Here is a 24,649-nt window from a genome sequence, read left to right as displayed (position 1 = left end):
GACCGTGAGCTACTCCGCACCGTAGAAGATCCGCTCCATCACCGCCCGGGCCCGCCGGGCCACGCGCAGGTACAGCTCCTCCAGCTCCGGCCCCGTGCCGACGTCGCCGAGCAGCCGGGCGATGCCGGTCAGGGCGTGGCTGTCGTGCGGCAGCATGTCGACGCCGGCGCCCGTCGTCCGCCCGGACCACAGCACGATCGCCGACCGCAGCCGCGACGCGAGCACCCACGCCTCCAGCAGCACCTCGGCGTCGTCGTCGGTGAGCAGGGCCGCCTCGTTCGCCGCCTTGAGCGCGGAGACCGTGCCCGTGGTCCGCAGGCCCGGCACCTCGTGCGCATGCTGGAGCTGCAGGAGCTGGACGGTCCACTCGACGTCGGAGACCCCGCCCCGGCCCAGCTTCAGGTGCCGCGCCGGGTCGGCCCCGCGCGGCAGTCGCTCCGACTCGACGCGCGCCTTGATGCGCCGCACCTCGCGCAGCACCGCGGCGTCCAGCCCGCCCTCGGGGTAGCGCAGGGGGTCGACGAGCTCCGTGAACCGCGCGCCCAGCGACCGGCCGCCCTCGGCGCCGGGTCCCAGGTCGAGCTCGCTCCCGCCCTCGGGCAGCGCACCCCCGCCGTCGGACAGCGAGGCCGCCACCGCGCCCTCGTCCGGGCCGCCCGCCGCGACCACGCTGAGCGTGCCCGACAGGGCGCGCGCCCGGAGCAGCGCCTGGGCCTCCCAGGGCGAGGACCAGCGGCTGTAGTACTCGACGTACGACTGGAAGGAGCGCACCAGGGGCCCGTTGCGGCCCTCGGGCCGCAGGTCGGCGTCGACGGGCAGGCCCGGCTCCGGCCCGACGGCGGTGAGGATCCGCCGCATGCCCTTCGCCACCGTCAGGGCGTAGTCGTTGGCCTCCTTGTCCCCGGCGCCGCCCACGGCCTCGTAGACGAACATGATGTCCGCGTCCGAGCCGTACCCCATCTCCTGGCCGCCCAGCCGGCCCATCGCGACGATGAGCAGCCGGGCGGGCTCGTCGCCGCGCGCGATGTTCCGCTCGCCGCGCGCCTCGTGCTCCGCGATGCGCAGCCCGCCCGCCAGGACGACGTCGGCGGCGTCCGAGATGGCTCTGGCGGCGTCGACCGGCCCGAGTTCGCCCAGCACCTCGGCCACGCCGGTGCGGGCCAGCTCTCGGCGGCGCAGCGCGCGCAGCGCGACCGTGGCGGTGTCCACCTCCTGCGCGCGCCCGAGCAGCGCGTCCGCCTCCGCGGCCAGCCGCCGCGCGCCGCGCGGGGCTAGCGAGTCGGACTGCGCCAGCCAGCGCACCGACTCCGGGGACCGCCCGATCGCGTCCGCGAGGTAGCGCGACGAGGACAGCACCTGAGCCAGGTGGGAGGCCGCCTCCGCGGAGTCGCGCAGCAGCCGCAGGTACCAGTGGGTGGAGCCCAGGGTGTCCGACAGCTTGCGGAACGCGAGCAGCCCCTCGTCCGGGTCGGCGCCCTCGGCGAACCAGCCGAGCAGCACCGGCAGGAGCTGGCGCTGGATCGCCGCGCGCCGCGAGACGCCGTCGGTCAGGGCCTGGACGTGGCGCATCGCGCCGGCCGGGTCGCGGTAGCCGATCGCCGCGAACCGGGCCATGGCCGCGCGTGGCGCGAGCGACGCCTCGCTCGTGGACAGCAGCGCCGTGGCCGGCAGGAGCGGCCGGTAGTAGACGGCCTCGTGCAGGTCGCGCACCTCGCGCCGCACGGACCGCCAGGTCTTGACCAGGTCGTCCGCGCCGCCCTGCCCCAGCCCGCGGGCCAGCCGCCGCAGCTCCGCCTCGGCGGTCGGCATGAGGTGGGTGCGGCGCAGGCGGAAGAGTTGGATCCGGTGCTCCAGCGCCCGCAGGAACCGGTAGCACTCCCCCATCCGGCGGGCGTGCTCGCGCCCCACGTAGCCGCCCCGCGACAGGGCCGCGAGGGCGTCGAGCGTGGTCCGCGACCGGATGTCCTCGTCCGCCCGCCCGTGCACGAGCTGCAGCAGCTGCACGGTGAACTCGACGTCGCGCAGGCCGCCCTTGCCGAGCTTGATCTGCCGGTCGGCCTCGGCCACCGGCACGTTGTCCTCGACGCGCTTGCGCATCGCGCGGGCGTCCTCGACGAAGTTGGGCCGCTCCACGGCCTGCCACACGAGCGGCCCGACGGCGGCGGTGTACGCCTCCCCCAGTGCCAGGTCGCCCGCCACGGGACGCGCCTTGAGCAGCGCCTGGAACTCCCACGTCACCGCCCACCGCTCGTAGTACGCGACGTGGCTGGCCAGCGTCCGCACGAGCGGCCCCTGCTTGCCCTCCGGCCGCAGCGCCGCGTCGACCTGCCACAGCGCCGGCTCCGCCGACGCCCCCGAGCACACCTGGGCCAGGCGGCCCGCGAGCCGTGCAGCGACCCGCAGGGCGTGGTCCTCGTCGCACGCGGGCGCGCCGTCGGGCAGCACGCCCGGCTCGGCCACGTAGATGACGTCCACGTCCGAGATGTAGTTCAGCTCCCGGCCGCCGGTCTTGCCCATCCCGAGCACGGCCAGGCGGACGCCGGCCGCGTGGTCCTCCTCCTCGGAGCGCGCCACGGCCAGCGCGCCCTCCAGCGCGGCGGCCGCCAGGTCGGCCAGCGCCGCCGCGACGGCGGGCAGCACCGTCGTCGGCTCGGACGCGGTGACGTCGGTGGCGGCGATCCGCAGCAGGCGCGCGCGGTAGGCGCGGCGCAGCCGGTCGGTGTACGACGACGAGGTGCCCTCGTCCGGTGCCGTCTCCCCGTGCCGGCCGTGGGTGCCCGCGACGGGCTCGGCGGAGTCCGGATCAGCGTCGACGGCGCGCAGCAGCTCGGCGCGCACGGCCTCGGCGGGGACACCGGTGCCCGGGGTCAGGTCGCGGATCAGGTCGAGCAGCGCGGGGTGGCGCACGAGCTCGTCGCCGAGCGCCGAGGACGAGCCCAGCACCCGCAGCAGCCGGTCGACGGCGGTCGGGCGGGGCGCGCCGTCGGCGTCGGCGGGGCCGTCGTCCGTGCCGTTGCCCGAGCCGCCGTTCGCGCCGGAGCCGTTGGTGGAGCCGTTGCCGGCAGATCCCTTGTCCGGAACCTCGGCGTCGGCGCCGGCGGCCGCGAGGACCGGGCGCAACCGGTCCGGGGCGGCCGCCGCGAGGCGGACGAGCTGGAGCAGCGCCAGGTCGGGATCGGCGACACCGGCGAGCGAGCGCAGGAGCGCCACGTCGGCGGGCTCCAGGACGACCGCGCCGCGGTCGGGGCCGGCCGCGCGGCCCGCTCCGTTGCCCTTGGGGCTGCTGTCCAGGACGGCGACCAGGTCGGGGTCGCGCCACAGCGAGGCGGACCGGGTGAGGTCGGCGAACCCGGCCCGGATCAGATGGGTCGTCAGGGTCTCGGGTCGGCGGCTCTGCACCCCCCGACCCTACGACGCGGGTGGGGGGTGCAGCACCCCTGTCAGAGCTGCGGGAACGTCAGAGCTGCAGGAACGTCAGAGCTGCAGGAACCGCTTGAGCTCGAACGGCGTCACCTGGGCGCTGTACGCCTCCCACTCCTCGCGCTTGTTGCGCAGGAAGTAGTCGAAGACGTGCTCGCCGAGGGTCTCGGCCACGAGCTCGGACTTCTCCATGAACTGGATGGCCTCGTCGAGGTCGCGCGGCAGCGGCGCGATGCCCAGCGCGCGGCGCTCGGCCGGCGTGAGCTCCCAGACGTCGTCCTCGGTGTGGTCCAGGAGGTCGTAGCCCTCCTCGATGCCCTTGAGGCCTGCCGCGAGGATCACGGCGAACGCGAGGTACGGGTTGGCGGCGGAGTCCAGCGCGCGGTACTCGATGCGCGCGGAGTTGCCCTTGCCCGGCTTGTACATCGGCACGCGGACCAGCGCGGAGCGGTTGTTGTGGCCCCAGCTCACGTAGCTGGGGGCCTCCTGCCCGCCCCAGAGCCGCTTGTAGCTGTTGACGTACTGGTTGGTGACGGCGGTGATCTCACCCGCGTGCACCATGAGGCCCGCGATGAACTGGCGCGCCGTCTTGGACAGCTCGAACTGGGCGCCGGGCTCGTAGAACGCGTTGCGGTCGTCCTCGAACAGCGAGACGTGGGTGTGCATGCCGGAACCGGGCTGGTCGGCCAGCGGCTTGGGCATGAAGGACGCGAACACGCCCTGCTCGAGCGCCACCTCCTTGACCACGGTGCGGAACGTCATCAGGTTGTCCGCGGTGGTCAGCGCGTCGGCGTACCGCAGGTCGATCTCGTTCTGGCCGGGGCCGGCCTCGTGGTGCGAGAACTCGACCGAGATGCCCATGGACTCCAGCATCGTGATCGCGGCACGGCGGAAGTCGTGCGTCGATCCCCGGGCCAGGTGGTCGAAGTACCCGCCCTGGTCCACCGGCTCCAGCTTCGGGTCCGACTTGGTGAGCTGGTTGAACAGGTAGAACTCGACCTCGGGGTGCGTGTAGAAGGTGAACCCGCGGTCGCTCGCCTTGGCGAGGGTGCGCTTGAGCACGTTGCGCGAGTCCGCCAGGGACGGCTGCCCGTCCGGCGTCAGGATGTCGCAGAACATGCGGCCCGTACCGTGCCGCTCGCCGCGCCACGGGAGCACCTGGAAGGTGGTCGGGTCCGGCTTGGCGACCATGTCCGCCTCGAAGACCCGGGTGAGGCCCTCGATGGCGCTGCCGTCGAAGCCGATGCCCTCGCTGAACGCCGACTCGAGCTCGGCGGGTGCCACAGCTACCGACTTCAGCACGCCGAGCACGTCGGTGAACCAAAGCCGGATGAAGCGGATGTCGCGCTCCTCGACCGTGCGGAGCACGAACTCCTGCTGCCTGTCCATGGGCCCATCTTGCACTAAACCTGTTACAGGTGCGTGTACCGAGCATGGACGACCGGTCGTAGGCTTTCCAGCGGCACCGAGGCCGTTCGAACCACAGGAGGACCATGTCCGCCCACACCTCACCCACTCAGGGTCCCAAGAGGGTCCGCGTGCACCATCTGGCCGAGGCCAAGGCCAAGGGTGAGAAGCTCGCGATGCTCACCGCGTACGACGCGGTGACCGCAGCGATCTTCGACGCGGCCGGCATGGACATCCTGCTGGTGGGCGACTCCATCGGGAACGTCATGCACGGGCACACCAGCACGATCCCCGTGACCGTGGACGACATGATCCCGGCCGCCCGCGCCGTCGCGCGGGCCACGAAGCGCGCGTTCGTGGTGATCGACCTGCCGTTCGGCTCGTACGAGGCCGGGCCGCAGCAGGCGCTGGAGACGTCGGTGCGGATCTTCAAGGAGACGGGCGCCGACGCCGTCAAGCTGGAGGGCGGCGTCCGCTCCGCGCCGCAGATCCGGGCGCTCACCGACGCCGGGATCCCCGTCGTCGCGCACCTCGGCTACACGCCGCAGTCGGAGAACCTCCTGGGCGGACCGCGCGTGCAGGGCCGGGGCGACGACGCCGTCGAGCGGCTCGCCGACGACGCGAAGGCCGTCGAGGAGGCCGGCGCCGTCGCCGTCGTCCTGGAGATGGTGCCCACCGACGTCGCCGCGCGGATCACCGAGATCGTGCGCATCCCGACCATCGGCATCGGCGCCGGACCGCACTGCGACGGCCAGGTGCTCGTGTGGACGGACATGGCCGGGATGACCGACTGGTCACCGCGGTTCGCCCGGCGCTACGCCGAGCTCGGCGCGGCGCTGCAGCAGGCCGCGGAGGACTACGTCTCCGAGGTCAAGGACGCCTCGTTCCCGGACGCGGAGCACTCGTTCGAGAAGTGATCCACGTGTCAGACGTACAGATCACCCGGGTGACCTGTACGTCTGACACGGGTGCTCACTTGTTGCGCCAGTCCTCGTCCTCCTTGTCCCAGGACTCGTTGCGCGACCTCGCGCTGTCCAGCGCCCGCTCGGCCTCGGCGCGGGTGCTGTACGGACCCATCAGGTGCGACCAGGACGAACGGCGTCCCACTTCGACCGCCCCGGTCTCGGTGTTGTACCAGTACTGCTCCTCGGTGCTCATGAGACGATCCTGACATGAGCGACCTGGCGTTCGGCATAGACATCGGAGGTTCGGGGATCAAGGGTGCGCCCGTCGATCTCACGGCGGGCGAGTACGCGGAGAAGCGGACTCGCATCCCGACACCCCAACCGTCCACCCCGCAGGCCGTGGCGGACGTGCTCGCGGAGCTCGTCGACACCTACCACCTGCCAGACGACGTCCCGATCGGCGTGGCCTTCCCCGCACCGATGCAGCACGGCGTGGTGCGTTCCATGGCGAACCTCGACCAGTCCTGGACCGGCGTGGACCTGCCGGCGCTCGTGCAGCGCGTGACGGGGCGCCACGTGGTCGCGGTGAACGACGCCGACGCGGCCGGAGTGGGCGAGGTCCGCTACGGCGCCGCCCGCGACGCGGACGGCGTGGTGCTGGTGGCGACGCTCGGCACGGGGATCGGGTCGGCGCTGGTGGTCGACGGCGTCCTGGTGCCCAACACCGAGCTGGGCCACCTGGAGATCGACGGGCACGACGCCGAGTCGCGCGCGGCCGACTCCGCGCGGGAGCGCGAGGACCTGTCGTGGGAGGACTGGGCCGAGCGCCTGCAGCGCTACTTCGGGGTGGTCGAGGACCTGATCTCCCCCGACCTCATCGTCGTGGGGGGCGGCGTCAGCAAGCACCACGAGAAGTACCTGCCGCACCTGCACCTGCGGGCGCCGATCGTCCCGGCGCAGCTACGCAACGCGGCCGGCATCGTCGGCGCCGCGGCACTGGCCGCCGGGCGCTGAGGCGCGCGCGCCCGGCCTCCGTGCCGGGCGCGGTCAGGCCTCGCGCGCGGCGCGGGGGTGCGCGGGCTGCGCGAAGAGCGCGTCGACCCCGAGCATCTCGATGACGTTCCGGACCACCGGCGGCGGCTCCGGAAGGCTGACGGTCAGGCCCTCCTGCGTCCCGTAGGTGTACATCTGCATGAGGAACGCGACGCCGGTCGAGTCCATGAACGTCACCTTGGACGTGTCGATGACCACCGCCTTGGCCCGCTCGAGGGCGTTGGCTATGGCAGCACTCGACTCACCGCGCAAAGAGACATCGATCTCTCCCCACATGCTCACGACGCTCGTGCGAGCCTGTTCCTCGAACAGGATCCCGCCCGTGCGCCCCCTGTTGTCGAATTCGGTGTTGCTCACTTGCATCGCCCCTGTTCATTGCTCCCCGACATGGCCGCCGGAACGGGTCGCCCGACCCCCCGGGCAACTCTGGGAGATTGCAACGCCTTCGTCGCGATCACGGGCAGCCTACATCCGTGAAGATCGCAAGTGGAACAGCCTGCAAGGGTTACATTTCGAAGACCCTACTGGTATAACCCAGTATTTCTCCGGGCAAACTAGCACACAACTCCCGGTCAGATCGGACATAAAGATACCGAGTTGGACATACGTCCAAGAAAAAAATTCACCGGAATCAATTCTCCGACGACCGATTGGGGCCGTCCGGGCCTTCGGAGGCACCGGGATTGCGAACGTTCGGTGCGCTTTCCTTCTCCCATGCATCGAGCTGCATAGTGAGAGCCTTGGCGAGCTCGAACACCTGCTGCGGAGGAATGCGCACGCGCGAAACCACCCGGCCCGGCACGGTGATCGACGTGACCTCACCCGACTCCGGGTCCGAGACCGGGCTCGGCGGCTGCTTCACGGCGATGAAGTCCAGGATGAACGACGTCGGTGTGTGCCACACCGAGGCGAAGTCGGCCGGTACGCCGGTCTCCATCTCGTCGGGCACGTCGATCTGGAACTCCTGGGGCAGCTCGTCGGACGACACTGAGGCTCCTCGTTAGGCCGGGCGGTGCACCGACCGTACCGTGGGGCAGGTTGGCGCGACAGTGGAAACGGACTCGAAGGACATATGGTTCCTGACCGGCCGAGCTGGCGCCCCGGTCAAGAAAATGTGCCGCCACGTTCAGGTTCCCGGCACTAGACTCACGCGGCCGTTCGCGCGAGCGCCTCGCGCGCCGAACATCCCGCACCGACCCGCTCACACACCCTGGAGGACCTGCCATGCCCGCCGACGCGTCCGAGCTCGCCACGGAGCGGGAGTTCCTTGCCGAGGCCCGCTCACAGCTCGGCCGGATGCGCGACCGCGTCGCCGCGCTCGACGGCAGCTACGCGGGCGACTGGGTGAGCGCCGAGGTCCTGGAGGCCACGCTCGCGCGCCGCATGGAGCAGCTCACCGACGACCCGGAGATCCCGCTCTTCTTCGGCCGCATCGACCTCGCGGCCGGCGAGACCTTCCACATCGGACGACGCCACGTGTCGGACCCGGACGGCGAGCCCATGGTCGTGGACTGGCGCGCCCCCGTGAGCACCCCGTTCTACCGGGCCACGGCCAAGGAGCCGATGGGCATCACGGCCCGGCGCCGGTACGGGTTCGCCCGCGGCCACCTGACGGCGTTCGAGGACGAGTCCCTGACCCGCGCCGGCCTGGGTGGGCAGGGCGGGCAGGGTGACGACGGCGCCGCACACTCCGAGATCCTCGAGGCCGAGATCGAGCGCCCGCGCTCCGGCCCCATGCGTGACATCGTCGCGACGATCCAGCCCGAGCAGGACGTCATCGTCCGTATGCCGCTCGAACGCACGCTCGTGGTGCAGGGCGCGCCCGGCACCGGAAAGACGGCGGTGGGCCTGCACCGCGCGGCGTACCTCCTGTACGCGCACCGGGACCAGCTCACCCGCCGCGGCGTGCTCGTCGTCGGGCCGAACAAGAGCTTCCTGAGGTACATCCGCGACGTGCTGCCCGCCTTGGGCGAGATCCACGCGACTCAGGCGACCATCGAGGAGATCGTGAGCGGCCACGCCCCGGTCCGCGCCACGGATCCCGCCGACGTCGCGACCCTCAAGGGCGACGGGCGGATGGCCGAGGTGCTGCGCCGCGCCGTCTGGTCGCACGTCGGCACCCCGGAGGAGACGCTCGTGCTGCCGCGCGGCTCGTTCCGCTGGCGGGTTCCGGCCTACGAGGCGCGCGAGGCCGTGGAGCAGGTCATGGGCCGGGGCGTGCCGTACGCGCTGGGCGCGGCCCAGCTCCGGCACGCGCTGGCGCACCGGGTGCTGGTCCAGATCGAGGAGACCGGCGACGCGCTCGACGACAAGGCCTGGGACGTGCTGGCCCGGACCAAGCCCGTGCGGGACTACGCGGCGGCCGTCTGGCCCGCGGTGGACCCGCGCAAGCTGCTGTTCCGCCTGTTCTCCGACCCGGAGTTCCTGGCCGAGTGCGCTCAGGACGTCCTGACCGACGCCGAGCAGGCCCTCCTGACCTGGGCCCGTCCGCCCCGCACCGCAGGCTCCGCCCGCTGGACGACGGCGGACCTCGTGCTGCTCGACGAGATCGCCGACCTGCTGGACCGGACCACGTCGGTGGCGCACATCGTGGTCGACGAGGCGCAGGACCTGTCCGCGATGATGCTGCGCTCCCTCGGCCGGCGCGCCGCCACCGGCTCGCTCACCGTGCTCGGCGACCTGGCCCAGGCCACGACGCCCTGGGCGGCACGCGACTGGGCGGACGTGCTGCGCCACCTGGCCAAGCCGGACGGGTACGTGGAACAGCTCACGGCGGGCTTCCGCGTGCCCGCCGACGTGATCGAGCTCGCCGCCCGGCTGCTGCCGAGCATCGCGCCCGGCCTGGAGCCGCCCACCGCGGTGCGGCGCGCCCGAGGCCGCCTCAGGTTCACAGCGGAACCGCTCGACGACGTGCTGGTCGGCGTCGGCATCGCGGACCTGGAGGGCTCGGTCGGCCTCATCGTGCCCGACGCCGCCGTGCCGGACGTCCGCGAGACGCTGGCCGCCGTCGGGCTCACCTTCGCCGTCGTGGGCGAGCAGGAGGACGCCACCCCGGCCGCGGCAGGCGGCGACCACGCGGAGCCGGACGACTCCTCGGAGTTCGACGTCCACCTGGACCTGGTGCCCGCCTCCCTGGCGAAGGGCCTGGAGTTCGACCACGTGCTGCTGCACGACCCGGCCGCGATCGTCGCGGCCGAGCCGAACCACGCCACCGGCCTGCGCCGCCTCTACGTCTGCCTCACCCGCGCGGTCACGTCGCTGGTGGTGCGGCACGACGGCGACCTGCCGCCGGAGCTCGGCGTCGAGGCTCCGGACGGGGCCACGGACGAGGCTCCGGACGGGGCCGTGGCCGGCGTCGGGCGCTAGTCCCCGCAGCGGCAGCCGTCGTCGCCGCACCCCTGCTCGGCCCTGAGCCCACCCTGGAGCTCGCCCTCGCCCACGAGCTGGGCCACGGGGGTGCAGCAGGCGTCGCCGTGCCAGGCCTCCCAGCCCTCGCGGACGGCGAAGCCCGCAATGACCACGGCAGCGACCGGGTCGGCCCACCACCAGCCGAGCAGGCTGTTGAGCAGGAGCCCGGCGAGCAGGGCCGCCGAGAGGTAGGAGCAGATCAGGGTCTGCCGGGAGTCGGCCACGGCGGAGGCGGAGCCCAGCTCGCGCCCCGTGCGGCGCTCGAACCAGGACAGCCCCGGCATGACCAGCAGGCTGACGGCGGCCAGGACGATGCCGACCGTGGAGTGCTCGGGCGAGGTGGCGCCGAGCAGGGCGCGGGCGGCGTCGACGGTGACGAACGCGGCCAGGCCGAAGAACGAGACGGCGATCAGGCGCATCGCGACCTTCTCGCGGGCCTCCGGGTCGCGGCCCGCGAACTGCCAGGCGACCGCGGCCGCCGACAGCACCTCGACCACGGAGTCCAGGCCGAACCCGATCAGCGCGCTGGAGGAGGCGATGTGGCCGGCGGCCAGGGCGACCGCCGCCTCGACGACGTTGTAGGTGATCGTGGCGGCCACGACCCAGCGGATGCGGCGGGCCAGCACCGCACGCCGCGCGACGCCCAGCGGCCGGGGCACGGGGAGCGCGGTCATGCGCACGTGCAGTCGGGGCCGCAGCAGCCGGGGTCGACCGCCAGCACCAGGCCGAGCAGGTCACCCAGCGCGGGCGCGAGGCGGGTGTCCGCGAGCCGGTACCAGGACCGCCGTCCGTCCTTGACGGACTCGACCAGCCCGCAGCCCCTCAGGCAGGCGAGCTGGTTGGACATCACCTGCCGGGACACGCCCAGCGCGTCGGCGAGGTCGGACGGGTAGGCCGGCGCCTCCCGCAGCGCGAGCAGGATGCGGGTGCGGGTCTCGTCGGACAGCGCGTGCCCCAGCCGCGCCAGGGCGGCGGTATGGGTCAGGGTCACCGACTCGGCGATCGTCTCGGTCATGGGAGCGACAGTACACGGAATCGTGTATTCACGGAACGCTGTATCGAGAGCCGGTGCGGTCGTCGGTGATCGGCGGTGCGCCCCCTCGTCGGGAAGGGCCTACGGCTCGACGGGTTCACCCGTCGGGTCGTCCGCGGCCGGCGCGGCCAGCTCGGGCCCGCCCGCGGGGTCCGCGTTCCACGCCTTCAGCCGCCAGCCGCCCACGGGGTCGCCCTCGACCTCTACCAGGCCGGTGTTGGCCAGCGGCGTGCGCTCGGCGTGGTCGACGTCGACGTCCGCCGCGCGCGCCGCCGCCCACGCGCGGATCGCGGCGCCGTGCGAGACCACGAGGACGCTCTCGAGGCCCTGCGCGGCGAGCTGCGCGACGGCGTCGTCGTACCGGCTGAGGAACGCGCGGCCGTCGGGGCCGCCGGGCATCGCACGGCCGACGTCGCCGCGCGCCCAGCCGAACACCGTGTCGAGGTAGCGCAGGTGCGCCTCGTGCGCTCCTGCCATCTCCAGCTCGCCGGCGTCGATCTCGCGCAGGCCGTCCAGCACCTGCGGCTCGATCCCACGCTCCTGGGCGAGCGGCGCCGCCGTGAGCGACGTCCGTACCAGCGAGGAGACGGCGATCGCGTCGATCTGGCGGCCGCGCAGCGCCGCGGGGACCGCGGCCGCCTGCCGCTCGCCGAGCCGGGTCAGGCCCGGTCCGGGGTGTGCCGTGTCGAGCAGCCCTTCCACGTTCGAGGGGGTCTGTCCGTGGCGCAGCAGCAGAAGTCGCATGGGCGCATTCTCCCCGACCGGCCGGGTCCGGCCGACGCGCGGGGCCCGCGCGCCGGCCGGGCCGGTGCTAACTTCGAGACGTGGCTGACGACGCGCCGCACGGCCTGCGTATAGCCCGTCCGGCGCGGTGGGCGCTGGGCCGGGTCGAGCGTTCGGGCGGGTTCGTCACCCGGATGACCTGGCATCTCGTCGACGGCTCGTCGGTCCGCTGGGCGTCGCGCGCGGTCCGTCGCCGCGGCCGGGTCGAGATCCGGGACGCCGACGGGAGCGTGACCCGCGTCGTCGGTGCCGAGCCCGCGACCGCGACCCGGCTGGCCCGGGCGAACCTCGCCGCGGGCATCGCCTTCATGATCGGCGGCTCCCTGTTCGCCCTCGGCCCCTTGCTGGCCCAGTTCGGCGCGGGGAGCGTCCGGGGCGTCGACATGGTCTACCTCGTCGGCGGGGTGTTCTTCAGCGCGGGCGGCTACGTCTCGGTGGTGCAGGCGTCGAACATGCCGACCGACATCGACGCGCGCGGCATGCTGCGCACCACGTCGTGGCGGTGGTGGGCATGGTGGCCCCGGCAGATCGGCTGGCTCAGCGCGGCGGTGCTGTTCGCCGGCACCCTGTCCTTCGGGGTCAGCCTCGTCGCCGCGTTCGCGTCCGACCTCACGGCGCGGCAGTCCAACGGGTGGATCTGGTTCCCGGACATCGTGGGCTGTATCTGCTTTCTCGTCTCGGGGCACCTCGCCCTGGTCGAGGTCTGCCACGGCCGCATCGGGCTGCGGCCCCACGATCTCGGCTGGTGGGTGGTGGCGGTCAACCAGCTCGGCTCGGTCTTCTTCTTCCTCGCCGGGCTCGCCGCGTTCACCCGGCCGGCCACGTCGACCGTGGTGGACCTGGGCATGGTCAACTGGGGCACGTTCGCGGGGGCGGTCTGCTTCGTCGTCGGCGGGGCGCTGCAGCTCGCGGAACGCCCGGACCGCTGACACCGCGGACAGACCCGCGAGCGCCGGGTCAAGTTCGCCCTCCCTCGGGTCGACGGTGCCGGGGCGCCGTGCTTGACTCGAAAACATGGCCACGCGCGACGAGCGCACGACGGCGCTCTACGGAAACAGATTCCTCACCGAGGAGGCACCCTCCTCGGTGTTCCCGGCGACGGGGATGAGTCCCACCGACACCATGCGGATGCTGGGCGAGGACCTGGCGCTCGAGGGTGACCCCATGCGCAACCTGGCGACGTTCGTCACCACCTGGATGGAACCCGAGGCGCAGCGGATCATCGCCGAGAACCTGCACCGCAACTTCATCGACCACGCGGAGTACCCGATCTCCGCGGAGATCGAGCAGCGGTGCGTGCGGATGCTCGCGGACCTCTTCCACGCCCCCGGGGAGACCACCGGGTGCCGCACCCAGGGGTCGTCGGAGGCGATCATGCTCGGTGCGCTCTCGCTGAAGTGGAAGTGGAAGGAGCGCCGCGAGGCAGCAGGTCAGCCCGTCGACCGCCCCAACCTGGTCTTCGGCGGCGACGTGCACGTGGTCTGGGAGAAGTTCTGCCGGTACTTCGACGTCGAGCCCCGGATCATCCCGCTGGCGAAGGACAAGTACACGATCGGGCCCGACGACGTGTCCCCGTACCTCGACGAGAACACGATCGGCGTGGCCGCCGTGCTCGGTACCACCTTCACGGGGCACATGGACGACATCGTCGGCATCAACCGGCTGCTCCTGGACGTCCGGGCGGAGCGCGGGCTCGACATCCCGCTGCACGTCGACGGCGCCAGCGGCGGCTTCGTCTGGCCCTTCCTCTACCCCGACTCGCCGTGGGACTTCCGGCTGGAGCAGGTCCGGTCCATCAACGTGTCGGGCCACAAGTACGGACTGGTCTATCCCGGGATCGGCTGGCTGGTCTTCCGTGAGACGTCGGACCTCGCGAAGGACCTCGTGTTCTACGAGAACTACCTGGGCAAGACGGACGCGACCTTCACGCTCAACTTCTCGACCGGCGCGGCGATGGTGCTCGCCCAGTACTACAACTTCGTGCGGCTCGGCCGTGAGGGCTACACCTACGTGATGACGCAGATGCAGCAGAACGCCCGGGTGCTGGCGGCCAACCTGCGCGAGACGGGGCGGTTCGAGGTGATCGGCGACGACGCCGAGCAGCTGCCGCTGGTCGCCTTCCGGCTGGCGGGCGACCACGTGGGGTACGACGAGTCGGACATCGCCTGGCAGCTCTCGGCGGAGCGCGGCTGGATGGTGCCGGCGTACACGCTCCCGCCGGACGCGCAGGACGTGAAGATCCTCCGTGCCCTGGTCAAGGAGACGATGAGCCGGGCCCAGGTGGACCGGCTGACGCAGGACATCGAGGACGCCTGCACGACCCTCGACCTCAAGGGTGGCGCGCACCCGACCGAGCGGCTGCAGGCCAAGACCGGTACGGGCTACTGACCCGCGGGGGCCGGGTCGTCGGCAGGGTCGTCGGCCGGGTCGTCGTCGAAGGCCCGCAGGCCGTCGATGCTCGTCAGGTTCTTCCGTCGCCGGTACTCCTGCTGCCCGGCCTCGCCCTTGCGCTCGAAGTAGGGGCCCATCAGGTCCCGCTCGCCCTCGTACGCCATGAGCGGCACGCCCCAGCCGCAGCTGTCGGAGACACGGTCGACGTCGACGACGACGACCGCGCGGGCGCCGGGCACGTTGATGAAGCCGCCCGCGAGCGCCGCGTACCCGTCGTCGTACCGAGTCACGACGCGGCCGGTGCCGTGCAGCCGGACGATGTTCGGCGGGCCGTCGAACGCGCAGAACATGACGGTGATCCGGCCGTTCTCGCGCAGGTGCGCGATGGTCTCGCTGCCGCTGCCGGTGGCGTCGAGCCACGCGAACGTGTGGTCGTCGAGCACGCCGAAGGTGCCGGGGACGCCGCGGGGCGAGAGGTTGACGTGCCCGTCCGCGGCCAGGGGCGCCGTCGCCACGAAGAACACGGGCTGCCGTTCGACGAACTCTCGCAGCCGGCCTTCGATCCGTTCGTGCAGCTTCATGGCCCGCATGCTGCCATGCGGGGCGCGGCTGGTGCTGGGGCGTCCGAGGGACGTCAGGGCGGAGCGACGAGGACGGACGAGGGCGGGCAACCGGCCGGCGTCCGGGGCGCCGGATAGGGTCGGTCGCATGTTCGTGCTGGAGACCGAACGCCTGCTGCTGCGGCCGTGGCGCGTGTCCGAGGCCGCCGTCCAGCACGAGATGTGGACCGAACGCGACCCGCGGGTGCCGCGGCACCGGCGGATCGGCGCCGACGGCCGGCCCACCGTCGAGGACGTCGAGGGCTGGATCCGCGACGGTGCCCCGCCCGGTTCCCTCGGGCTGCCGGCGCTGGAGGTCAGGGCGACCGGCGACGTCGTCGGCTACTGCGGGCTGATCGCGAACACGCACGGGCCGGAGGACGAGCCGGAGCTGGCATACGAGCTGCTGCGCCGCGCCTGGGGTCAGGGGTACGCGACCGAGGCCGCACGGGCGGTGCTGGGCTGGGCACGGGAGTCGGGCTACCGGCGGCTGTGGGCCACGGTGCGGGACTGGAACGGCGCGTCGCTCCGGGTGCTGGCGAAGGTCGGGTTCGTGGAGTCCGGCCGCGTGGAGAAGGACGCCGTGCACGGGGACTCGCTGTTCCTGACGACGGAGCTGTGACCGGGTTCGACCGGTCACACAACGTCGAAGAACGTCTCCGGGCGGCCGAGGAACCTCTTCCAGAGGGCGACCGACTCCAGCTCGGACCAGGTGCGCTCGGCGATGCCGTGCTCGGTCATCTCCAGGATCTGCGCCCCGGGGAGCGCCGCCACGAGCGGTGAGTGCGTCGCGTAGATCACCTGGGCGGCATGGTCGGCCACCAGGTCCTGCAGCCGGTACAGGAGCTGCAGCGTGGACTCGAACGACAGCGGCCCCTCGGCCTCGTCGAGCAGATAGAGGCCGGGACCGCTGAACCGGCCCGAGATGGCCTGGAGGTAGGACTCGCCGTGGCTGACCTCCGTCGACAGCCGGTCGCCGTAGCCGCTCACCCCGGCGCCCGTCATGAACTCCAGCATCCCCGCGGCCGTCTCGGCGCGCAGGTAGAACCCCTTCGCCTTCTGCCGGAGCATCCGGGACCCGGCGATCGTCCGGTCCAGGACGAGCGCCTCGCCCAGCGGGCTCGTGTCGAGCTCGCTCGCGTACTTCCGACCGCCGTGGCCACCCCGCACGTCGATCCCGTACTGCTCCGCGATCGCTTCGAGCACGGTGGACTTGCCGGACCCGTTCGCCCCCATCAGGACCACGATACTGCTGGTCAGCCGCACGCCACGCGCGGCGATCTCGGCGACGGCGGGTACGGTCCACGGCCAGGCGCCGTCTTCGACCAGGGCGGGTCTGACGCTCACTCGCTCGATCAGCACCCCGCCAGGTTAGCCGCGAGGAGGCCGAGCACCGGCGCCCCGCGCTCACTCGACGAGCCCTCGCTTTCGCGGCATATGCCCGTATCCTCACGATGGTGGACACGCAGGAGAGTTCGCCGGGCCGCCGGGCGGGCTGGTTCGGCCAGCACTCGGTCGCCGTCGTGGCGGCCGTCGCCGCCGCGGTGCTCGGCGGCGTGGCGACGGCCTGGGGCGAGAACCTGTTCGCCCCGGGCACGTCGGACTCCGGGGCGCAGGTCCGCGTGCTCGAAGCCACGATCAAGGACCTGGAGGCGGCCAACGGCCGGCTCGACGACGAGCTGACCGCCCTGCGCGACCAGAACGACGGCCAGCGGGCCGAGCTCGACGACCTCGAAGCGCAGAACCAGGAGCTGCGCGAGGAGATCGATCGCCTCAATGACCAGGCGAGCGCGGACGACAGCGCCGGGACCGACGCCGGGAATGATGACGGCACGCAGGACGATTCCGCCGGGGGCGCTTCCGCCGTCGTCTCCGGTGTCAGGCGCGAGACGGACGCCGCCGTCCAGGTGATGCTCCACACCTGCCTCGACCTGGACACGACGTCGGCCGGCTGGGGCGCGGCGTCGGTCCCCCAGGACCTCTGCTACGGCGACGCCGGCGTCGAGGGCGCGCGCCTCACGATCATGAGCGGAGTGCCCAGCCGGGCGGACTGCGAGGCGCAGACGACCTGGCAGCAGACCATCGCCTCGGACGCGGTGACCGAGGGGATGCACCTCTGCGTGCAGACCAACGAGCGCCGTACCGCGTACGCGCACATCGCGGCGGTCGACCGTGCCGCCGAGACCGTCGCTTTCGACCTCGTGGTCTGGGAGTCGAGCTAGCGCCGCTGCCCGTTGATCACTGCCTTCGCCGCCCGGTCGACGTTGTCGGCGAGCTGGTAGACGCCGACGACGAGCTGGACGACGCCGACGACGATCGCCGCACCCCCGAGGAACAGGAACAGCGAGACTCCAGCTCCGCTGGCCGTGCTGGCGAGCAGGCCCACCAGGAAGAAGACGACCCCGCCCCCGAGGACCAGGCAGAGCCCGATCGTGAGCGAGCTGGCCGAGCTGTGCACAACCTGCTTCGGGGACGCGGCCTTCGGGGCTCCGCCCGTCTCGTCACTCATGGGGTGAAGCGTGCCACCGAACCGCCCGGGAATCGACGGAAGTCATGGCTCGAGAAGCGCACGAGCCGAGCCGGCTGTCGAGTCCGGGCAACACGCACCCTGGGCGATGCCGGCGTCAGACCCCGAGTCTCCGGCTCAGCACCGGCACGCCGTCACCCTCCAGGTCCGTCAGCGCCTCGCGCCGTCCCGCCATCGCCATGACCAGGGAGAGCAGCGGACCCTTTGCCACTGGCCCGTCGCCGGTCCGGAACTCCGCGTCGGTGGCCGTCAGCCGGAGCCCCTTGACCAGCGACCTGCTGTTCACCGCGAAGTCCTTCGCCGCGAAGAAGCGCGCGACCAGGATCAGGCCCTCGGCGTCCGGCTCGTGCTCCAGCCCCAGGGGCCGGCGGATGTCCTCGGCATGCACGATCAGCTCGCCCAGCCCGCCCACGCTCTCCTTCCGGGGGAGCGCGATGGGCCCGAATACGGCGTAGCGCTCCAGCGTCTGCGCCGACGAGTCCCCGCGGAACTCCTCCAGCCGCCGCTGGTTGTGCACGTCGGCGTCGAAGCGGGCACCGGCGATGCTGCGCAGCCAGCCCCAGAACGTCAGCGTCGACGCGGCACCCAGGTGCGCGACGACGTCCTCGACGTCCCAGTCGCCGCACAGCGTCGGCGAGCGCCACTGCTCCGGCGTCAGCATGCGCAGGTCGGCGACGAGCGCCGCGTGCTCCCGCTCCTGGATCTGCGACGGTCGAGTCATGGCGGACAGTCTAGGAGCGGGGTACGTCTTGTGATCGGGGCCCTGCCTTCATCCGGCGGGGAAGTAATGGCCGTTGTCCAGATCGGCGAGCAGGCTCGGCTGAGCGGGTTCCCAGCCGAGGGTCCGGCGGGTGATGAGGCTGGACGCCGGGTAGCTCCGCGTGACCACGTTCGTGAGGAACCCGAAATACCCCGGCAGCACCAGCTCGTCCAGGGGCACGCTCACAGCGGGCAGACCCAAGCGGCTGCCGATGGCCTCGGCGATCTCGCGGACCGAGATGCCCCCGTCCCCTACTCCGTGCCAGTACCTGCCGGCTGGGCCCGTCTCCAGCGCCAGGCGGAACACGGAGGCGACATCGCGGACGTGCACGGCGTTCCACTGGTTCGCGCCGTCTCCGGGATAACCGGCGAAGCCCTTCTCCTTCGCGAGCGCGATCAGCATGGGGAGGAAGCCGGCACGATCGGTCGTGCTGTGCGCGATGTTGGCGATCCGCACGACCGAGGACCGCACTCCCCGCTCGGCGAGTCCGACCACGGCGGCTTCCACGACGTTACGGGCCCGCAGGGTGCCCTTGTGCTCGTCGCCGACGGGAAGGGCCGGGTCCTCCTCGGTGGCCGGCCGGCCCAGGTTCCGCCCGTTCCCGGGCGAGCCGATGCTCCCCGCCGCGACCAGCGGCTTTCCGGTTCCCGCGAGTGCCTCGCCGTACGCGAGCACGACCGGGAGCTCCGCGGCGGTCACGGCGTCGATCCCGCCGGACGGAAGCAGGTCTTGCCGGTGCGCCACGTGGATGACGCCGTCGGAGTCCGCGGCCGCCTCCTTGAGCACGTCGAGGTCCTGGAGATCGCCGCGGCGTACCTTCGCGCCGAGTGCGGACAGGGCCGCCGCGGCCGTGTCCGACCGGGCCAGGCCGGTGACCTCGTGCCCGGCGGCGAGGAGCTCGGGGATGATGTACGAACCGGAGTGGCCGGTCCCGCCGGCGACGAAGACGCGCACGCTGCTGCTCCTTATGAGTTGTGCGGGATGAGTTGTGCGGGCGTGTGATGCGGGTAGGTGAACTGGCGCAACAGATGTTGGTGGAAGTGCGCTCAGCCCGTGAATTCGTCGACGCCGAGGGCGAAGCCCCAGTGGCCCACCCCGTTGCCGGCGAGGCTCACCGTGACCAGGCCCATCCCTTCCAGCCAGTGCGCCATCCTCAGGCCGCCGACGTCGAGCGGGCGCAGCCCGAGGCTCTCGACGAACGTGGCCACGTGCACCTTGGCCTGCGCGTCGTCGCCGGCGATGAAGACGTCGGGCCGGCCGTTCTCCAGGACGTTGCGGAAGATGGTGTTGAAGGCCTTCACCACACTCGCGCCGGCCGGGGCCACCTTGGCGACCTCCTGCGCGATCGAGGTCTCCTCGCCGTGGGCAAGCCCGTCGAACGTGGCGTTGAAGGGGTTGCTGATGTCGACGATGATCTTGCCCGCAAGAGCGTCCCCGTACTCGGCGACGACCGGGACGACGCCGTCGTACAACAGCGCCGTGATGACGATGTCCCCGGCCGGGACGGCGCCCCACTTGCCCGCCGTCGCGCCGCCGCCCAGAACCCTGGCCAGGTCGTCGGCCTTGGACTGATCCCGTCCCATGACCTCGACGGTGTTGCCGCCCGCCACCGCGAGCGTGCCGATGGCACGGGCCATGTTTCCCGTACCGATGAGGGTGATGCTGCTCATGAGTTGTGCTCTCTTCCCGATGCGTGGTTCCTGGTGCGTGCTTCAGATGGCGGTGGTGCCGCCGTCGGCGACCAGTTCCAGGCCGTTGACGTAGCTGGAGTCGTCGGAGGCGAGGAACAGGGCGACGGCGGCGATCTCCTCGGGGCGGCCCATCGTTCCGCGGGGGATGAGGGACTCGAATGCGGCCTTGGTCGCCTCGTCGAACAGTTCTTCCTGCTTGGCCGTGGCGACCTGGCCGGGGGTCAGGACGTTGACCCGGATCTTGCGGTCGCGCAGCTCGTTGAGCCAGACGCGGGCCCAGGCCTGCTGGACGGCCTTGCTCCCCGCGTAGAGACTCCAGCCGGGAAAGGCGCCGAGTGAGGCGTTGGACCCGGTCATGAGGATCGAGCCGTTGTCGTTGATCAGCGGCAGCGCCTTCTGCACGGTGAACAGGGTGCCGCGCGCGTTGAGCGAGAAGGCACGGTGGAACTGTTCCTCGGTGATCTCGCCGAGGGCGGCGGGTTCGCCCATCCCGGCGCTGGCCCACAGCACGTCGATCGAGCCCTTCTCCCGCTTGACGGTGTCGTACAGGCGGTCCAGGTCGTCCAGCTCGGCCGCGTCACCCTGCACGGCGGTGACGTTGCGGCCGATCAGCCTGACGGCGTCGTCCAGCGCCTCCTGCCGCCGGGCCTGGATGAAGACGTGCGCTCCCTCCTCGACGAACAGCTTGGCGCCCGCCAGTGCCATTCCGGTGGATCCGCCGGTGATCACCGCTACCTTGCCATCGAGCTTTCCCACTATCACTCCGTTGAATTGATGGATACTGCGATCAGATCCCGATCCCGAATTCCGGTTGCCGAATTCCGGCGTCGAATTCTTGTGCGGGAATCTTGTGCCGAATTCGCTCGGCCTCATGAACGATGCCATTGGCGCGAACGTGCCGTCCAAGACCCTTTTCAGCCGCGGTGATACCTTGGGGGCATTGCCGGACCGGGAGGGCCCATGGATCTGGACCTGCGCAAGCTGCGCTACTTCGTCGCCGTCGCCAACACGCTGCACTTCGGTCGCGCCGCGGAGGAGCTGCACATCGCGCAGCCGGTGCTCAGCCGGCAGATCCGCGCGCTCGAACACGATCTCGGCGCCACGCTGTTCACCAGGGACAGCCACGGCGCGGCGCTGACCGACGCGGGTCGACAGCTGCAGGACGACGCCGGTCCGCTGCTCGCCTCCGCGCACGCGGTCCGGCGCCGGGTGTCCGCGGCCGCCCGCGGCAGCCGGCGGCTGGTGGTCGGCTTTCGGGCGGGCATACCGGTCATCCCGGCGGCGCGGGAGTTCGAGGCCCGGCATCCGGACGTCGTCGTGGACGTGCAGCGCATGGAGTGGGACGACCAGGCGCCGATGCTGCTCGACGGCCGCGTCGACGTCGGCTATGTGCGGCTGCCCATCGACGAGACCGGACTGCGCCTGACACCGCTCTACACCGAGCCGCTCATGGTGGTGCTGCCCGCCGGTCACCGGTTGGCCGGCAAGGAGGAGGTCACCGAGGCCGACCTGGCCGGCGAGCCGCTGGTCTGGCACGCCGACGCGAGCACGCAGCCCACCAGGCGCCCGCACCCCGACTCCGGGCTCCGGGTGCGCGGGGTCGAGGAGAAGCTCGAGCACGTCGCGGCCGGCCGGGGTATCTCGTTCGTGGGGCGTTCGGAGACCGTGTTCTACTCACGTCCGGACATCAGCTACGTGCCCGTCCCGGATCTGGCGCCCGAGCAGATATACCTGGCCATGGCGGCGTCGCGCACCTCGCCGATGGCCGACGACTTCTTCGCCGCGGCTCAGGCGACGGCTGAGATCACGGCGGAATGCGGGAACTACGAGATGTGGCAACGTGCGAACGACGCCGTTTCACGGCGCAGTTGACCGGTCGCGGAGACGCGGACGTCTCCTGGCGGGGTGGCCATGAACCGGTACGAGACGAGGTGCTGAGCGCGGTCCTTCCTCGGCGGGTTCGGCCGACGGGTTGCGCGCTCGACCTCACCCGTTTCGGATGACTCGCGGGGACCGTCCCGGGCGCATACTGGCGCCGAGAGTGAGGTCGAGATGTGTCGTTGGCTCGCGTATTCAGGTTCGCCGGTGCTTCTGCAGGATCTTCTCTACAAACCTGAGAACTCGCTGGTGGTGCAGAGCAGGCACTCACGCCTGGGCGTGGAGACCATCAACGGTGACGGTTTCGGTGTCGGCTGGTACGGCGCCCTGGAGGAACCAGGCATCTACCACAGCACCGAGCCCGCATGGAACGATCGCAACCTGCGAGAGCTCTCAGCCCACGCATCCGCCGGGCGGGTCTTCGCTCACATCCGCGCATCGACCGGCACGGCGGTGCAGCAGACCAACTGTCATCCCTTCCGGCACCGCAGCTGGCTCTGGATGCACAACGGGTCCATCACGGACTTCACGGTGCTGAAGCGCGACCTGATCCTGGCCGTCGATCCTGCCCTCTACACGGAGATCGAGGGATCGACGGACTCCGAGCTGTTCTTCTTCCTGGCCCTGACCTTCGGACTCGAAGAGGACCCACCCGAAGCAGTGGCCCGAGCAGTCGGCCTCATCGAGGAGACGGGGCGACGCCACGGCATCGAGCACCCGATCCAGATGACGGTGGCCACCACCGACGGGACCACCACGTGGGCGTTCCGCTACTCCAGCGTGGGCAAGTCTCGGTCGCTGTTCCACAGCACCGACATCTCCACGCTCCGATTCCAGTACCCCGACAACCCCGTGCTGCACGAGCTCTCCAACGACGCACGGCTCGTGGTGTCCGAACCGCTGGGGGACCTGCGCGGAGCATGGCGAGAGGTGCCGGAGTCCACGTGCCTCGTCGTCCATGGCGGCCGCGAGGAGCTTCGCGAATTCTCACCCACGCATGCCCTGGGATGACGGCCGGAGCGACCACCCCGCGAACGCTCTCGCGCCCTGATCCGGGGCCCTGCGGTCATCACCCCAGAGGGGCCCGGAGGCCCTGTGGTGGCTACTGTGGAAGACGCAGGGGGCTGTCACCCAGGAGGGCGCTGTGGCAGAACATGCCCGCGAGAGAACCAAGCTCCTGCTTGATGCCATGGCGAACTTTGGACGCGGTCTTGATCTTGAAGCCGTCTTGAATCAGATCAGTGCGGTCGCTGCTCAGCTGGTCGGGGCGCGGTATGTGGCACTCGGCGTACTGGGCGACGACGGGCGCATCGCCCGGTTGCTGACGGTCGGGCTCTCAGCCGCGCAGGTCGGGGCCATCGGCCCTTACCCGACGGGGCGCGGAATCTTGGGCGAGCTGATCCGGCGCCAGGTGCCGTTGCGGCTGCATGATCTTTCGGCACACCCGGCATCCGTGGGTTTCCCGGCCAATCATCCGCCCATGCGGTCCTTACTCGGGGTGCCGCTACGTGTGCACGGCACGGCGTTCGGCAATCTGTATCTCACGCAGAAGGTGGACGGTGGCGACTTCACCGATGAGGACGAGCGGCTGCTGGAGGCACTGGCCGCCGGAGCGAGCGTCGCCATCGAGAATGCTCACCTCTACGAGGAGTCGCGCCTGCGGGAGCAGTCGGCACGTGCAAACGACGAGATCTCCCGCCGGGTGCTCGCCGGTCACTCACAGGAGGACTTGCACGCCCTGATCGCGGACCGTGCCCTGCACGTGGCAGACGCGGATCTCGCGGTCATCGCCAGGCCGGAGCCCGAGTCAAAGCGCCTTGTTGTGAGATCCGCGTCGGGGGCCGAGGCCAAGCGACTGGTCGGCGTCATGCTCCCGCCGGGTAGCACCTTCTCGGGCGCCGCGTTCGAGCCGGATGGGTCGAGCGTCGCCCCCGACGCCATGGCGGACGAACGCGCCCAGCTCTCCTTCGATCTGCGCCGTGAGATCGGCGCCCTCCTGGCGTTTCCGCTGGGAGAGCCAAGCAGTACGCGTGGGGTGCTGGCCATCGGGAGGTACGGCGGCAGGGTGCCGTTCGCGCCCCTCGTCGTCGAGGCGTTGCAGGGTTTCGCGGCTCAGGCGGCCGTTGCGCTGGAGCTGGCGGAGCATCGAGCGGACGTCGAGCGGTTCGCCGTGCAGCGTGACCGGGGGCGCATCGCGCGCGACCTGCACGATCTCGCCATCCAGCGCCTGTACGCGACCGGCTTGTCGCTGCTGGCCGCCGGCCGCGACCTCGACGATGATCACGCACGACGGATCGGCCGGGCGGTCGACGAGATCGACGAGACGATCGCCCTGATCCGGACCACGGTGCACAGGCTGCAGCCCGAAGGTGCGGGCTCACGACAGGCGGGCCTGAGATCACGGGTCTACGCGGAGATCGATGCGGCAACCAGCCGGTTGGGCTACGCGCCCCGGTTGCGGTTCGACGGCCCCGTCGATGCTGCTGTCCCACCAAACATCGCGGATCATGTCGTCGCTGTCCTGCGCGAAGGGTTGTCGAACGTCGCCAGGCATGCGCACGCGCGGACAGTCTCGGTACGCCTGGTGGCGTTGGACGACGTCGTCCTCACCGTGGCCGACGACGGAGTCGGCATTCCTACCGACGTTCCCCTGAGCGGGCTACGCAACCTCGCCCGGCGGGCAGCAGACCTCGGTGGTGCGCTCAGTGTTCAGCCGGCCGGGGCGAACGGCACTCGCCTGGAGTGGCGGGTCCCCCTGTCCCAGAGCTGACCCTGCCTCCGCGTCATGGCCTCT

General features: G+C 71.5%; 25 protein-coding genes. 10 read left to right on the top strand and 15 right to left on the bottom strand.

The features are described 5' to 3' along the window. Window positions 1-9: 9 nt before the first annotated feature. Entirely contained in the window at window positions 10-3,399 is a 3,390-nt protein-coding gene (locus QRN56_RS14165) for a bifunctional [glutamine synthetase] adenylyltransferase/[glutamine synthetase]-adenylyl-L-tyrosine phosphorylase (protein WP_285104258.1), read from the bottom strand. A gap of 75 nt (window positions 3,400-3,474) precedes the next feature. Continuing rightward, complete coding sequence (locus tag QRN56_RS14160) at window positions 3,475-4,809, bottom strand: glutamine synthetase family protein (RefSeq protein WP_285104256.1); 1,335 nt, start codon at window positions 4,807-4,809, stop codon at window positions 3,475-3,477. Between the two features lie 104 nt (window positions 4,810-4,913). Here QRN56_RS14160 and panB point away from each other — a divergent pair, with 104 nt between their 5' ends. Beyond that, window positions 4,914-5,744, top strand: coding sequence for a 3-methyl-2-oxobutanoate hydroxymethyltransferase (panB, locus tag QRN56_RS14155; RefSeq protein WP_182617797.1), 831 nt, complete (start codon window positions 4,914-4,916; stop codon window positions 5,742-5,744). Window positions 5,745-5,799: 55 nt separating this feature from the next. Here panB and QRN56_RS14150 read toward each other — a convergent pair whose 3' ends face one another. Continuing rightward, window positions 5,800-5,985, bottom strand: coding sequence for an SPOR domain-containing protein (locus QRN56_RS14150; RefSeq protein ID WP_285104254.1), 186 nt, complete (start codon window positions 5,983-5,985; stop codon window positions 5,800-5,802). 14 nt (window positions 5,986-5,999) lie between these two features. On the opposite strand from QRN56_RS14150, the gene ppgK reads away from it, so the two are divergent. After that, a complete protein-coding gene (ppgK, locus tag QRN56_RS14145) occupies window positions 6,000-6,746 on the top strand; it encodes a polyphosphate--glucose phosphotransferase (protein WP_285104252.1) in 747 nt (248 codons plus the stop codon). Window positions 6,747-6,779: 33 nt separating this feature from the next. On the opposite strand, the gene QRN56_RS14140 is transcribed toward ppgK, so the two are convergent. After that, the gene (locus QRN56_RS14140; RefSeq protein ID WP_285104250.1) at window positions 6,780-7,148 is read right to left on the bottom strand and encodes an STAS domain-containing protein; all 369 of its coding nucleotides are present in this window, start codon (window positions 7,146-7,148) and stop codon (window positions 6,780-6,782) included. A gap of 268 nt (window positions 7,149-7,416) precedes the next feature. After that, the gene (locus QRN56_RS14135; RefSeq protein ID WP_285104248.1) at window positions 7,417-7,773 is read right to left on the bottom strand and encodes a DUF3467 domain-containing protein; all 357 of its coding nucleotides are present in this window, start codon (window positions 7,771-7,773) and stop codon (window positions 7,417-7,419) included. A gap of 236 nt (window positions 7,774-8,009) precedes the next feature. Here QRN56_RS14135 and QRN56_RS14130 point away from each other — a divergent pair, with 236 nt between their 5' ends. Beyond that, complete coding sequence (locus QRN56_RS14130) at window positions 8,010-10,151, top strand: HelD family protein (protein WP_285104247.1); 2,142 nt, start codon at window positions 8,010-8,012, stop codon at window positions 10,149-10,151. Here QRN56_RS14130 and QRN56_RS14125 read toward each other — a convergent pair. From QRN56_RS14125 to QRN56_RS14115, 3 genes are all read right to left on the bottom strand, one after another. Further along, window positions 10,148-10,867 carry a cation efflux transmembrane domain-containing protein gene (locus tag QRN56_RS14125; protein ID WP_285104245.1) on the bottom strand — a complete coding sequence of 240 codons (720 nt, stop codon included), beginning with the start codon at window positions 10,865-10,867 and terminating at the stop codon, window positions 10,148-10,150. The genes QRN56_RS14130 and QRN56_RS14125 overlap by 4 nt on opposite strands. Beyond that, window positions 10,864-11,208, bottom strand: coding sequence for an ArsR/SmtB family transcription factor (locus tag QRN56_RS14120; RefSeq protein ID WP_285104243.1), 345 nt, complete (start codon window positions 11,206-11,208; stop codon window positions 10,864-10,866). Before QRN56_RS14120 ends, QRN56_RS14125 begins: the two co-directional genes overlap by 4 nt. Window positions 11,209-11,307: 99 nt before the next feature. Beyond that, complete coding sequence (locus tag QRN56_RS14115) at window positions 11,308-11,970, bottom strand: histidine phosphatase family protein (protein ID WP_285104241.1); 663 nt, start codon at window positions 11,968-11,970, stop codon at window positions 11,308-11,310. 80 nt (window positions 11,971-12,050) lie between these two features. Between QRN56_RS14115 and QRN56_RS14110 the strand changes: the two genes are divergently transcribed. Both QRN56_RS14110 and gad read left to right on the top strand, forming a co-directional pair. Continuing rightward, window positions 12,051-12,938 carry a hypothetical protein gene (locus QRN56_RS14110; protein ID WP_285104239.1) on the top strand — a complete coding sequence of 296 codons (888 nt, stop codon included), beginning with the start codon at window positions 12,051-12,053 and terminating at the stop codon, window positions 12,936-12,938. An 85-nt stretch (window positions 12,939-13,023) separates the two neighbouring features. Next, window positions 13,024-14,397, top strand: a complete 1,374-nt coding sequence (gene gad, locus QRN56_RS14105; RefSeq protein ID WP_285104238.1) for a glutamate decarboxylase — start codon at window positions 13,024-13,026, stop codon at window positions 14,395-14,397. On the opposite strand, the gene QRN56_RS14100 is transcribed toward gad, so the two are convergent. Further along, window positions 14,391-14,981 carry a pyridoxamine 5'-phosphate oxidase family protein gene (locus QRN56_RS14100; protein WP_285104235.1) on the bottom strand — a complete coding sequence of 197 codons (591 nt, stop codon included), beginning with the start codon at window positions 14,979-14,981 and terminating at the stop codon, window positions 14,391-14,393. The two genes, gad and QRN56_RS14100, sit on opposite strands and share 7 nt — an antisense overlap. A gap of 127 nt (window positions 14,982-15,108) precedes the next feature. Here QRN56_RS14100 and QRN56_RS14095 point away from each other — a divergent pair, with 127 nt between their 5' ends. Continuing rightward, a complete protein-coding gene (locus tag QRN56_RS14095) occupies window positions 15,109-15,621 on the top strand; it encodes a GNAT family N-acetyltransferase (RefSeq protein ID WP_285104233.1) in 513 nt (170 codons plus the stop codon). Window positions 15,622-15,635: 14 nt separating this feature from the next. Here the strand turns inward: QRN56_RS14095 and QRN56_RS14090 are convergent, their stop codons facing one another. Then, window positions 15,636-16,361 (bottom strand): AAA family ATPase, encoded by a 726-nt coding sequence (locus QRN56_RS14090; RefSeq protein ID WP_285104231.1) that lies wholly within the window; start codon window positions 16,359-16,361, stop codon window positions 15,636-15,638. Window positions 16,362-16,456: 95 nt separating this feature from the next. Between QRN56_RS14090 and QRN56_RS14085 the strand changes: the two genes are divergently transcribed. Beyond that, window positions 16,457-17,221 carry a hypothetical protein gene (locus QRN56_RS14085; RefSeq protein ID WP_285104229.1) on the top strand — a complete coding sequence of 255 codons (765 nt, stop codon included), beginning with the start codon at window positions 16,457-16,459 and terminating at the stop codon, window positions 17,219-17,221. On the opposite strand, the gene QRN56_RS14080 is transcribed toward QRN56_RS14085, so the two are convergent. The 5 genes from QRN56_RS14080 to QRN56_RS14060 form a co-directional block, all read right to left on the bottom strand. Then, the gene (locus tag QRN56_RS14080; protein ID WP_285104228.1) at window positions 17,218-17,508 is read right to left on the bottom strand and encodes a hypothetical protein; all 291 of its coding nucleotides are present in this window, start codon (window positions 17,506-17,508) and stop codon (window positions 17,218-17,220) included. The two genes, QRN56_RS14085 and QRN56_RS14080, sit on opposite strands and share 4 nt — an antisense overlap. A 115-nt stretch (window positions 17,509-17,623) precedes the next feature. Further along, a complete protein-coding gene (locus QRN56_RS14075) occupies window positions 17,624-18,247 on the bottom strand; it encodes a maleylpyruvate isomerase family mycothiol-dependent enzyme (RefSeq protein WP_285104226.1) in 624 nt (207 codons plus the stop codon). A 48-nt stretch (window positions 18,248-18,295) separates the two neighbouring features. Continuing rightward, entirely contained in the window at window positions 18,296-19,240 is a 945-nt protein-coding gene (locus tag QRN56_RS14070) for an SDR family oxidoreductase (RefSeq protein WP_285104224.1), read from the bottom strand. A gap of 92 nt (window positions 19,241-19,332) precedes the next feature. Beyond that, window positions 19,333-19,956, bottom strand: coding sequence for an NADPH-dependent F420 reductase (locus QRN56_RS14065; protein WP_285104222.1), 624 nt, complete (start codon window positions 19,954-19,956; stop codon window positions 19,333-19,335). A gap of 42 nt (window positions 19,957-19,998) precedes the next feature. After that, entirely contained in the window at window positions 19,999-20,733 is a 735-nt protein-coding gene (locus QRN56_RS14060) for an SDR family NAD(P)-dependent oxidoreductase (protein WP_285104220.1), read from the bottom strand. Window positions 20,734-20,937: 204 nt separating this feature from the next. Between QRN56_RS14060 and QRN56_RS14055 the strand changes: the two genes are divergently transcribed. The 3 genes from QRN56_RS14055 to QRN56_RS14045 all read left to right on the top strand — a co-directional run bounded on the left by QRN56_RS14055 (window position 20,938) and on the right by QRN56_RS14045 (window position 24,625). Next, window positions 20,938-21,849, top strand: coding sequence for a LysR family transcriptional regulator (locus tag QRN56_RS14055; protein WP_285104218.1), 912 nt, complete (start codon window positions 20,938-20,940; stop codon window positions 21,847-21,849). A gap of 180 nt (window positions 21,850-22,029) precedes the next feature. Beyond that, a complete protein-coding gene (locus QRN56_RS14050; protein WP_285104216.1) occupies window positions 22,030-22,866 on the top strand; it encodes a class II glutamine amidotransferase in 837 nt (278 codons plus the stop codon). Between the two features lie 133 nt (window positions 22,867-22,999). After that, window positions 23,000-24,625 (top strand): sensor histidine kinase, encoded by a 1,626-nt coding sequence (locus QRN56_RS14045; RefSeq protein ID WP_285104214.1) that lies wholly within the window; start codon window positions 23,000-23,002, stop codon window positions 24,623-24,625. Window positions 24,626-24,649: the final 24 nt, after the last annotated feature.

Source organism: Promicromonospora sp. MEB111 (assembly GCF_030209445.1).
Classification (GTDB): domain Bacteria; phylum Actinomycetota; class Actinomycetes; order Actinomycetales; family Cellulomonadaceae; genus Promicromonospora.
Note: the sequence above shows the minus strand (reverse complement) of the source record. Positions and strands in the feature narration are given on the sequence as shown.

Bases quoted from the DNA above. Each gene is read 5' to 3' on its own strand.
- QRN56_RS14160 (WP_285104256.1), bottom strand. From the start codon at position 4,809: ATGGACAGGCAGCAGGAGTTCGTGCTCCGCACGGTCGAGGAGCGCGAC.
- panB (WP_182617797.1), top strand. From the start codon at position 4,914: ATGTCCGCCCACACCTCACCCACTCAGGGTCCCAAGAGGGTCCGCGTG.
- QRN56_RS14150 (WP_285104254.1), bottom strand. From the start codon at position 5,985: ATGAGCACCGAGGAGCAGTACTGGTACAACACCGAGACCGGGGCGGTC.
- ppgK (WP_285104252.1), top strand. From the start codon at position 6,000: ATGAGCGACCTGGCGTTCGGCATAGACATCGGAGGTTCGGGGATCAAG.
- QRN56_RS14140 (WP_285104250.1), bottom strand. From the start codon at position 7,148: ATGCAAGTGAGCAACACCGAATTCGACAACAGGGGGCGCACGGGCGGG.
- QRN56_RS14130 (WP_285104247.1), top strand. From the start codon at position 8,010: ATGCCCGCCGACGCGTCCGAGCTCGCCACGGAGCGGGAGTTCCTTGCC.
- QRN56_RS14125 (WP_285104245.1), bottom strand. From the start codon at position 10,867: ATGACCGCGCTCCCCGTGCCCCGGCCGCTGGGCGTCGCGCGGCGTGCG.
- QRN56_RS14120 (WP_285104243.1), bottom strand. From the start codon at position 11,208: ATGACCGAGACGATCGCCGAGTCGGTGACCCTGACCCATACCGCCGCC.
- QRN56_RS14115 (WP_285104241.1), bottom strand. From the start codon at position 11,970: ATGCGACTTCTGCTGCTGCGCCACGGACAGACCCCCTCGAACGTGGAA.
- gad (WP_285104238.1), top strand. From the start codon at position 13,024: ATGGCCACGCGCGACGAGCGCACGACGGCGCTCTACGGAAACAGATTC.
- QRN56_RS14100 (WP_285104235.1), bottom strand. From the start codon at position 14,981: ATGAAGCTGCACGAACGGATCGAAGGCCGGCTGCGAGAGTTCGTCGAA.
- QRN56_RS14095 (WP_285104233.1), top strand. From the start codon at position 15,109: ATGTTCGTGCTGGAGACCGAACGCCTGCTGCTGCGGCCGTGGCGCGTG.
- QRN56_RS14080 (WP_285104228.1), bottom strand. From the start codon at position 17,508: ATGAGTGACGAGACGGGCGGAGCCCCGAAGGCCGCGTCCCCGAAGCAG.
- QRN56_RS14075 (WP_285104226.1), bottom strand. From the start codon at position 18,247: ATGACTCGACCGTCGCAGATCCAGGAGCGGGAGCACGCGGCGCTCGTC.
- QRN56_RS14065 (WP_285104222.1), bottom strand. From the start codon at position 19,956: ATGAGCAGCATCACCCTCATCGGTACGGGAAACATGGCCCGTGCCATC.
- QRN56_RS14055 (WP_285104218.1), top strand. From the start codon at position 20,938: ATGGATCTGGACCTGCGCAAGCTGCGCTACTTCGTCGCCGTCGCCAAC.
- QRN56_RS14050 (WP_285104216.1), top strand. From the start codon at position 22,030: ATGTGTCGTTGGCTCGCGTATTCAGGTTCGCCGGTGCTTCTGCAGGAT.